This is a genomic window from Megasphaera sp. UBA4233, from assembly GCF_002395615.1.
In the GTDB taxonomy this organism is placed as follows: domain Bacteria; phylum Bacillota; class Negativicutes; order Veillonellales; family Megasphaeraceae; genus Megasphaera; species Megasphaera hexanoica.
The window spans coordinates 232,262-241,612 of sequence record NZ_DGXL01000019.1 but is presented as its reverse complement, the minus strand read 5'-3'; the positions used below and the strand labels follow the sequence as shown (position 1 = coordinate 241,612).

Sequence of the window (9,351 nt, the reverse complement as noted above, 5' to 3'; positions counted from 1 at the left end):
ACGCCGGCATCCATCAGGGCCAGGGTGCTGCCACAGGTACTGCCCATGGAGCTGGAGCCGTTCGATTCGAGGACTTCTGATACGACACGGATGGCATAGGGGAATTCTTCCTCACTCGGCATGACCTGGGTCAGTGCCCGTTCAGCCAGTTTGCCATGACCGATTTCGCGGCGGCCGGGGCCACGGGACGATTTGGTTTCGCCGACGCAGAAGCTCGGGAAATTGTAATGATGCATGTAGCGGCGGTCCGTTTCCAGGCCGACGCCATCGATGTGCTGGCATTCGGAAAGCGGTGCCAGGGTGCAGAAGCTCAGTACCTGGGTCTGGCCGCGGGTAAAGAGGCCCGTGCCGTGGGTGCGCTTGAACAGGCCGACTTCGCAGCTGACCGGGCGGACTTCATCGACGCGGCGGCCATCGGGACGGATTTTATCGACGGCGATCATATGGCGGACGATTTCCTTGATCATCTTCTGGGTGATTTCGGCGACGTCGTCCTGGTTGTCGGGATAAATATCGGCGAAATGTTCATAAATGTCCGTTTCTACGGCATTCATCTTTTCTTCACGGGAAATTTTATCGGCGTTGCAGATAGCTTCTTTCATGCTGGCTTCGCCATAGGCATGAACGGCTTCTACAATATCGGCCGGCGGTTCTTTTTCGACGAATTCCTGTTTGGGCACGCTGATCTGCGGCAGGAATCCCAGCTGGAATTCGACGACTTTTTTGATTTCTTCATGAGCAAACATGATGGCATCGAGGATATCTGCTTCCGGTACCTGTTTGGCGCCCCCTTCAACCATAAGGATGGCGTCTTTCGTACCGGCGACGACGATATCCATATCGCTGGCTTCGCTCTGTGCCACCGTCGGATTGACGACAAACTGGCCATCGACGCGGCCTACGCGGACACCGGCGATTGGGCCGGCAAAGGGAATATGGGACATGCACAGCGATACGGAAGCGCCGATCATGGCAGCGATTTCCGGTGCGTTGTCGTGATCTACGCAGAAGTCATAGGCTACGACGTGGACGTCATGACGGTATGTCTTGGGGAACAGCGGGCGGATCGGGCGGTCGATCAGGCGGGCAAAGAGCGTCGCCGATTCAGGCGGTTTACCTTCCCGTTTGATGAAGCCGCCGGGAATCTTCCCTACGGAGTACATTTTTTCTTCATAATCTACCGTGAGCGGAAAGAAATCGGCATCTTCCCGTGCTTCTTTCGATCCCGTAGCGGTAACAAATACAGCCGTATCGCCATAGCGGACCAGAGCAGCACCGCTCGCCTGTTTGGCAAGCTGTCCTACTTCGATGACCAGGGGACGACCGGCAAAATCCATCTGGAATACCTGTTTTTCCATTCGTTTTCCTCCTTATGAAGAGTCATACAAGAAATTCAGACAGGCTGTAGGTCATAGGTCAGTATCGCCGGGAAGCGGTACTGACCTATAACCTACCAACCTGTAACATACACTATGTTCTGAAAAAAGAGGCTGATGCGTACACATCAGCCTCACACAACGCGATTATTTACGCAGGTTCAGTTTTTCGAGAATAGCACGATAACGGCCAAGGTCATGTTTCTGGAGATAAGCAAGCAGGTTACGGCGCTGGCCAACCAGTTTGAGCAGGCCGCGGCGGGATGCATGGTCTTTTTTGTTGCTGCGGAGATGTTCCGTCAGATAGACGATGCGGGCCGTAAGAAGCGCAATCTGTACTTCCGGAGATCCTGTGTCGTTTTCATTTGCGCCGTATTTGGCGACGATGGCTTTCTTTTCTTCTACACTTAACATAGTTCGTTCCTCCATTTGTAAAAATAATCTATTCGCAAAGTGCTACGTGATCGTCGGAGATTCGAGACACCCGGCACCCGTACGACATCACATATTATACTATATCCCTGCCATACTGTAAAGGCTTAGAATGCCTTGCCTGTCAGGAGTTCATAGGCTTCCTTGTACTTTTCGATTGTCTTGTCGATAACGTCCTGGGGCAGGAGGTAATCGCTGTCAGGATTGGCTTTCAGCCAGTCGCGGACGAACTGTTTGTCATAGGACGGCTGGGATTTGCCTGCTTCATAGCCTTTGAGCGGCCAGAAGCGGGAGCTGTCCGGCGTCAGCATTTCATCGCCGAGGACGATATTTCCCTTGTCATCTAGGCCGAATTCAAATTTCGTGTCGGCAATGATGATGCCCCGGGAGAGTGCATAATCGGCGCATTTCTTATAGAGGGCGATGGTATAGTCGCGGATGGCTTCGGCATATTCTCTGCCTTTTCCCGGGAAGGTTTTGTCGAGGAATGCCGCTCCTTCTTCGAGAGAAACATTCATATCGTGTTCTCCCAGTTCGGCTTTCGTAGATGGTGTAAAAATCGGTTCCGGCAGTTTTTCCGATTCCTTGAGACCAGCCGGCAGCTTAATGCCGCAGACGGTACCGTTTTCTTTGTAGCTTTCCCAGCCGCTGCCGGTGATATAGCCGCGGACGATGCATTCCATAGGAATCATGGTCAGCTTCTGGCATTTCATGCTGTTGCCATCGAACTGGGGCTGCTGGAAAAATTCTGGCATATCTTTGACATCGACGGAAATCATGTGATTGGGGATGATGTCTTTCGTAAAATCAAACCAGAAGCGGGACATCTGTGTCAGAACAGCGCCTTTCTGGGTAATCTTGTTCTTGAGGATATGGTCAAAAGCAGAAATACGATCGGTTGCTACCATGACGATGCTGTCGCCGATATCGTATACTTCGCGGACCTTGCCCGATTTAAACGGTTTATATTCTTTCATGCTGCGCCTCCATCACCAATAATGAATACTATGTAAATTGGAACACACTTATGATACCATAAAGCATTTTATCCTGCCAGTATCAGTTTGTACTTTTAAGCAGGATTTCTACTTCACGCCCGCCAGTTTCGCCGGATCCATATGGGCATCGAATTGTTCCGCCGTGACCCATCCGCTCTCGAGGGCTGCTTCCCGCAGGGTCAGGCCTTCTTTAGCCGCTTTCTTGGCAATGAGGCAGGCTTTATCATAGCCTACAATGGGGACCAGACCGGTAACGAGGATCAGGGACTGGTGAAGATTATAGTCGATTCTGGCCAGATTCGGACGGATGCCTGTCACGCAGTGGCTGCGGAAGGAATCCATGACATCGCTGAGAAGGCGGATGGACTGAATGAGGTTATAGGCGATGACCGGCATGAAAACGTTCAGTTCAAAGTTCCCCTGGCTGGCGGCAAATCCCATGGCCGCATCATTGCCCATGACCTGGACGGCCACCATGGTAACGGCTTCGCACTGGGTCGGATTGACTTTGCTGGGCATGATGGAGCTGCCCGGTTCGTTTTCCGGTATGAAGAGTTCCCCGATGCCGCAGCGCGGGCCCGAAGACAGCCAGCGGACATCGTTGGCGATTTTCATGAGGTCGCAGGCCAGGGCCTTCAGCATGCCATGGACGACGACCAGTTCATCCTTGCTCGTGAGGGACTGGAACTTATTGGGTGCCGTGTGGAAGGCCGTGCCGGTCAGCTGGCTGACGATTTCCGCAAAGCGGACGTCATAGCCTTCGGGGCAGTTGATGCCCGTTCCGACAGCGGTCCCGCCCATGGCCAGGTCGCGGAGGAAATCGACGCCGCGGGTCAGCATTTCTTTATCGCGCTGGATCATGCGGGCCCAGCCGCTGAATTCCTGCCCCAGTGTCAGCGGGGTGGCATCCTGAAGATGGGTACGGCCGATCTTGACGATATCCTTAAATGCCACTTCTTTTTCGTGAAGGGCTTCATAGAGCCGGTCCATGGCGGGGAACAGCTGCTGTTCGATGAGCAGCACTCCTGCCATGTGCAGTCCCGTCGGGAAAGTATCATTGGAACTCTGGGAATGGTTGACGTGGTCATTGGGATGGACCGTTTCTTCCATGCCCTGTTCTTTCAGGATCTGAACGGCACGGTGGGCCACGACTTCATTGATGTTCATATTGAACTGGGTGCCACTGCCAGTCATCCAGACGGACAGCGGGAAATTGCCATCCAGATTTCCGGCGAGGATGTCATCGCAGGCCTGTACGATGGCATCGGCCCGTTCGGGCGTGACGACGCCCAGTTCCTTGTTGGTCAGGGCTGCGGCTTTTTTTAAATAGGCAAAGACCGTCACCATTTCCGGCGGGATTTTTTCTATCCCGATACGGAAATTTTCAAAACTGCGCTGTGTCTGGGCGCCCCATAATTTATCGGCAGGAACCCTGATTTCTCCCATTGAATCTTTTTCTATACGATATTCCATACAGTATCTCCCCTGTCATCCAGACAGAAAAAGCCCAGGACCCTCGTGGATCCCGGGCCTCATTGCCTGGTGTCAATTATTTTTTTAAATGGCGCAATCCCTTGGCGCCGATATCGGAGCGTACCTGCTGTCCGTCAAAGGAAATCCTGCGGACATTGGCATAGGCTTTATCGATGGCTTCCTGCAGGCTGTCTCCGACAGCAGTCACGCCGAGGACGCGGCCACCGTTGGTCTGGTACAGGCCATCTGCTTTTTTCGTTCCCGAATGGAACACGACGATATCGTCATCCACGGCGTCGAGGCCGGAAATGACATCGCCTTTATGGCTGGAAGCCGGATACCCCTTGCTGGCCATAATGACACAGCAGGCAGCGCCCTGTTTCCAGTGAACCATGTCGCGGCGCAGCGTCCCCTGGGTGCAGGCATACATGATCTGTGCCAGGTCACCGTCGAGGAGCGGCAGGACGGCCTGCGTTTCCGGATCGCCGAAACGGCAGTTGAATTCTACGACTTTCGGGCCACCGGCTGTAATCATCAGCCCGGCGTACAGGCAGCCCTGATAGGTGATGCCTTCGTTTGCAAGACCCTGGACGACGGGGACCAGTATCGTATCATACACGGTCTGGACCAGTTCCGGCGTCATTACCGGAGCCGGGGCATAGGCGCCCATGCCGCCCGTATTGGGTCCTTCGTCGTTATCGAAGATACGCTTGTGGTCCTGGGCAGAAATCATGGGTACAATCGTTTTGCCATCGACAAAGGCCAGGAGGCTGGCTTCTTCGCCGACCATACATTCTTCAATGACGATGCGGCCGCCGGAAGCGCCAAAAATATGGTCTTCCATCATGGCATTGACGGCATCGACGGCTTCTTCCACGGTCTGTGCCACGACGACGCCCTTGCCGGCAGCCAGTCCGTCGGCCTTGACGACGATAGGAGCCCCCATTTTATGGATATAGTCTTTTGCCGCATTGCCATCGGTGAAAGATGCATAGGCCGCCGTCGGCACATGATACTTCTTCATGAGATTCTTGGCAAATACTTTGGACCCTTCCATCTGGGCCGCCGCCTTATTGGGGCCAAAAACGGCAATGCCTTTTTTCTGGCATACATCGGCAATGCCTTCTGTCAGCGGTACTTCGGGACCTACAACGATCATGTCTATGCCTTTTTCTACGGCAAAATCGGCAATGCGGTCCAGTTCTTCCACCCCGATGGGCACACATTCTGCTATAGAAGCCATGGCATCGCTGCCAGGCAGGGCATACAATTTGTCTACGCTCGGACTCTGGGCCAGTTTCCAAGCCAGGGTATGTTCACGGCCACCGCCGCCAATAACGGCTACGTTCATCAGTCAGCCGCCCCCTTTTCGACCTGTTCCGACAGGTAGGCCGCAATCGCGGTATCATACTGGGCCGTATGCTGGAAGGCTTCCCGTGCCAGTTCCAGGCGGTAGGCGTCGGTAAATTCCCCGTCTTTTTTCAGGATATCGATGATTTCGCCATACTTGGCCGGATTGGTGACGATGGCGACGTATTTGTTGTTTTTAGCCGATGCCCGGACCATGCAGGGACCGCCGATATCGATGTTTTCAATCGCTTCTGCCAGGGTAACGCCCGGTTTGGCAATCGTCTGCTGGAAGGGATACAGATTGACGACGACCAGATCGATGGGGGTAATGCCATGATCTTTCATATCCTGGACGTGGGACGGATTATCGCGGACGGCCAGAATGGCACCGTGAATCTTCGGATGAAGCGTCTTGACACGGCCATCCATCATTTCGGGGAAACCCGTTACGTCCTGTACTGCCATGACAGGCACACCTGCTTCTTTTAATGTCCGCATGGTACCGCCTGTCGAAATAATTTCAATACCCAGATTTGCCAGGGCTTTGCCCAGTTCAACAATCCCCGTTTTATCAGATACACTGAGAAGCGCGCGTTTTACCTTCATCATGATTCCTCCTTAACCCTGAGTGCCACGAACGACGTTACCATCGATTGTCAATTTATCATCACAGAAAAGCTGTACGGCCCGGACGTAGGTCGGATGTTCCTTTGTCAGTATCCGGGCTGCCAGTGTATCTTCCGTGTCATCTTCCAGTACGGGAACGGCCGACTGCAGGATAATCGGCCCGGCATCCATGTCGGGAACGACGAAATGGACCGTACACCCGGCAATCTTGACGCCGGCTGCCACAGCCTGTCCCTGGGCGTGAAGGCCACGGAAGCTGGGCAGCAGTGCCGGATGGATATTGATAATCTTATGTTCATAATGAGAAATGAAATCACTGCTCAGCAGGCGCATGAATCCTGCCAGGCAGATGACATCAGCCGCATACGGTGCAATGGCATCGAGGATATACTGTTCGAATGCCTGTTTGCTGTCAAAGGATTTGCGGTCGGCGACGATGACGGGAACACCCCAGGATTTTGCCTTGTCGATGCAGGCTGCCCCGGGAATATCCGTTACGAGAGCCTTGATTTCGGCATTGATCGTGCCATTTTCTACGGCTTCATGAAGCGCTTCTGCATTGGAACCGCGTCCGGAAGCAAAAATGACCATCCGTTTTTTAGTCATCGAAAGCGCCTCCCTTGAGAGTTACGCGGATATCGCTCTGAACGGCCCTGCCGATGACATAGGCCTTTTCGCCGCGGCCGGACAGATTTTCCAGTACGGCATCGGCTTCTTCAGGAGAAACGATCATGATCATGCCGATACCCATGTTGAAGGTACGGTACATTTCTTCCCTGGTCACGCCGCCCCATTTCTGCAGCAGGCCGAAAATCGGGAGCTGCGGCCACGATGTCACGTCGATTTCTACGCCGATTCCCTTGGGAAGGACGCGGGGGATATTTTCATAAAAACCGCCGCCGGTGATATGTACCATGCCTTTGACGTTAAAGTTGCGGATGATCGGCAGGCACGGACGGGGATAGAGACGGGTCGGCGTAAGCAGGCATTCACCGATGGTCATGCCCAGTTCGTCGACGTACTGATCCAGTTTCATGTTCTGCCGTTCCAGTACGATTTTGCGTACCAGTGAAAAGCCATTGGAATGAACGCCTGTAGACGGAAGGCCGATGAGTACATCGCCAGCCTGTATGGTTTCCCCGGTAATCACCTTGTCGCGGTCTACGATGCCGACGCCAAATCCGGCCAGATCATAGTCGTCTTTGGCATAAAAGCCGGCCATTTCGGCCGTTTCCCCACCGAGGAGGGCACAGCCCGATTCTTCACAGGCATGGGCGACGCCTTTGACGATGGTAGCGACCTGGACGGGGTCCAGTTTGCCGACAGCGATGTAATCGAGGAAAAACAGCGGTTCGGCCCCCTGTACGAGGACGTCGTTGATGGACATGGCAACACAGTCCTGGCCGACCGTATCATGTTTGTTCATCATGATGGCCAGGCGCAGCTTTGTCCCTACCCCATCGGTACCGCTGACCAGAATCGGTTTTTTTATCTTGCTGTCCATAAGGGAAAAGAGCCCGCCAAATCCGCCGAGGTCACCCAGTACTTCCGGACGGTATGTCGCCTTTACAGAGTCTTTCATGAGTTCTACGGCTTTATTGCCGGCATCGATATCTACGCCAGCATCGGCGTATGTTAAACCTTTTTTATTCGAGAGCATATTTTTCTCCTTCCTCATTGGTCACAGGGATGTCAGTCGGATAGTCATTATTGAAGCAGGCAAGACAGAGGTCTTCTTTGGGGATCCCCGGGATTGCCCGGCACAGGCCGTCGATAGAAATGAAATGCAGCTTATCGACGCCGATATACTTGCGGATTTCTTCTACGCTCAGAGCGGATGCGATGAGTTCCTTGCGCACGGATGTATCGATGCCGTAGAAGCAGGAATACATGATGGGCGGTGCCGAAACGCACATATAGACTTCCCTAGCGCCGGCTTCGCGGAGCATCTTGCAGATGATGCCGCTGGTCGTGCCGCGGACAATGGAATCGTCTACCATGACGATGCGCTTGCCCTGTACGACCGATTTGACTACGTTGAGCTTCATCCGCACGGCCAGTTCCCGTTCTTTCTGATTCGGCTTGATGAAGGTACGGCCCATGTAACGGTTCTTGATGAGGCCGTGGTTGAAGGGGATACCCGATGCCATGGAATAGCCTATAGCCGCCGTATTACCGCTGTCGGGGACGGAAATGACCAGGTCCGCATCATACTGGGTTTCATTCCACATTTCCTTGCCCATATTGAGCCGTGCCTGATAAATATCCTGTCCGTCGATGACGCTGTCCGGACGGGCAAAATAGATATATTCGAAGGAACATACCTGTTTGCGGTCCGCCTTGCCATAGAAATAGGATTTGACGCCATCTTCGCTGATTTCCACGACTTCGCCGGGCTGTACGTCGCGGACGAACGTGGCTCCCAGGGCATCGAGGCCGCACGTTTCCGAGGCGATGACCCAGCCGCCGGTCGTCGTCCTGCCGATGCAAAGGGGACGGAATCCATAGGCATCGCGGATGCCATAGAGACGGTCTTTGGTCATGGCGACGATGGAGAAAGCCCCCTGGATGCGGTTCATGCTTTCTTTGATGCGTTCCACTATAGTATTCTGACGGCTGCGGCTGATGAGGTTGACGATCAGTTCCGTATCCATCGTCGTCTGGAACGTCACGCCGCTGGCATCGAGTTCTTCCCGCAGTTCCCGCGTGTTGGTCAGATTGCCGTTATGGGCCAGCGCAATCTGGCCGAAGGAAGAATATACGGCCAGAGGCTGGATATTGCGGGGGTTGTTGGAACCCGTCGTCGAATACCGGACGTGACCGATACCGATGTGGCCGCCCAGATCTTCGGGGACACCTTTTTCAAATACCGTGCTGATCAGGCCCATGCCACGATACGTATGAATATCATGTCCATCGGTCAGGGCAATACCGCCGCTTTCCTGGCCGCGGTGCTGCAGGGCGAATAAGCCCCAGTACAGATATCGCGGTATATCCAGTGTTTTGTCAAAAATACCGATAACACCGCACTCTTCGTGCTGTTTGTCCCAAATCGAATCGTACATTATGAGGGAACCTCCTGTGTATGAAAATCT

Annotated in this window: 9 protein-coding genes; all 9 read right to left on the bottom strand. The window is 53.8% G+C overall.

All coding sequences use genetic code 11. The features are described from left to right. Window positions 1-1,358 (bottom strand): polyribonucleotide nucleotidyltransferase (locus tag B2U90_RS05985; protein ID WP_292017349.1); only part of this gene is annotated, 1,358 nt, incomplete at its 3' end. A gap of 165 nt (window positions 1,359-1,523) precedes the next feature. After that, complete coding sequence (gene rpsO, locus B2U90_RS05980) at window positions 1,524-1,790, bottom strand: 30S ribosomal protein S15 (protein WP_059075274.1); 267 nt, start codon at window positions 1,788-1,790, stop codon at window positions 1,524-1,526. A gap of 125 nt (window positions 1,791-1,915) precedes the next feature. Further along, complete coding sequence (locus tag B2U90_RS05975; RefSeq protein WP_059075275.1) at window positions 1,916-2,785, bottom strand: phosphoribosylaminoimidazolesuccinocarboxamide synthase; 870 nt, start codon at window positions 2,783-2,785, stop codon at window positions 1,916-1,918. 108 nt (window positions 2,786-2,893) lie between these two features. Further along, window positions 2,894-4,279 carry a class II fumarate hydratase gene (gene fumC / locus B2U90_RS05970; protein ID WP_292017348.1) on the bottom strand — a complete coding sequence of 462 codons (1,386 nt, stop codon included), beginning with the start codon at window positions 4,277-4,279 and terminating at the stop codon, window positions 2,894-2,896. Window positions 4,280-4,355: 76 nt separating this feature from the next. Then, window positions 4,356-5,630, bottom strand: coding sequence for a phosphoribosylamine--glycine ligase (gene purD, locus B2U90_RS05965; RefSeq protein WP_059075277.1), 1,275 nt, complete (start codon window positions 5,628-5,630; stop codon window positions 4,356-4,358). Beyond that, window positions 5,630-6,238, bottom strand: coding sequence for an IMP cyclohydrolase (locus tag B2U90_RS05960; protein WP_292017347.1), 609 nt, complete (start codon window positions 6,236-6,238; stop codon window positions 5,630-5,632). The genes purD and B2U90_RS05960 overlap by 1 nt, the downstream gene beginning before the upstream one ends. 9 nt (window positions 6,239-6,247) lie before the next feature. Further along, the gene (gene purN, locus B2U90_RS05955) at window positions 6,248-6,862 is read right to left on the bottom strand and encodes a phosphoribosylglycinamide formyltransferase (RefSeq protein WP_059075279.1); all 615 of its coding nucleotides are present in this window, start codon (window positions 6,860-6,862) and stop codon (window positions 6,248-6,250) included. After that, complete coding sequence (gene purM, locus B2U90_RS05950; RefSeq protein ID WP_292017346.1) at window positions 6,855-7,916, bottom strand: phosphoribosylformylglycinamidine cyclo-ligase; 1,062 nt, start codon at window positions 7,914-7,916, stop codon at window positions 6,855-6,857. Before purM ends, purN begins: the two co-directional genes overlap by 8 nt. Then, window positions 7,903-9,324, bottom strand: a complete 1,422-nt coding sequence (gene purF / locus B2U90_RS05945; RefSeq protein ID WP_075581238.1) for an amidophosphoribosyltransferase — start codon at window positions 9,322-9,324, stop codon at window positions 7,903-7,905. Before purF ends, purM begins: the two co-directional genes overlap by 14 nt. Window positions 9,325-9,351 lie beyond the last annotated feature (27 nt).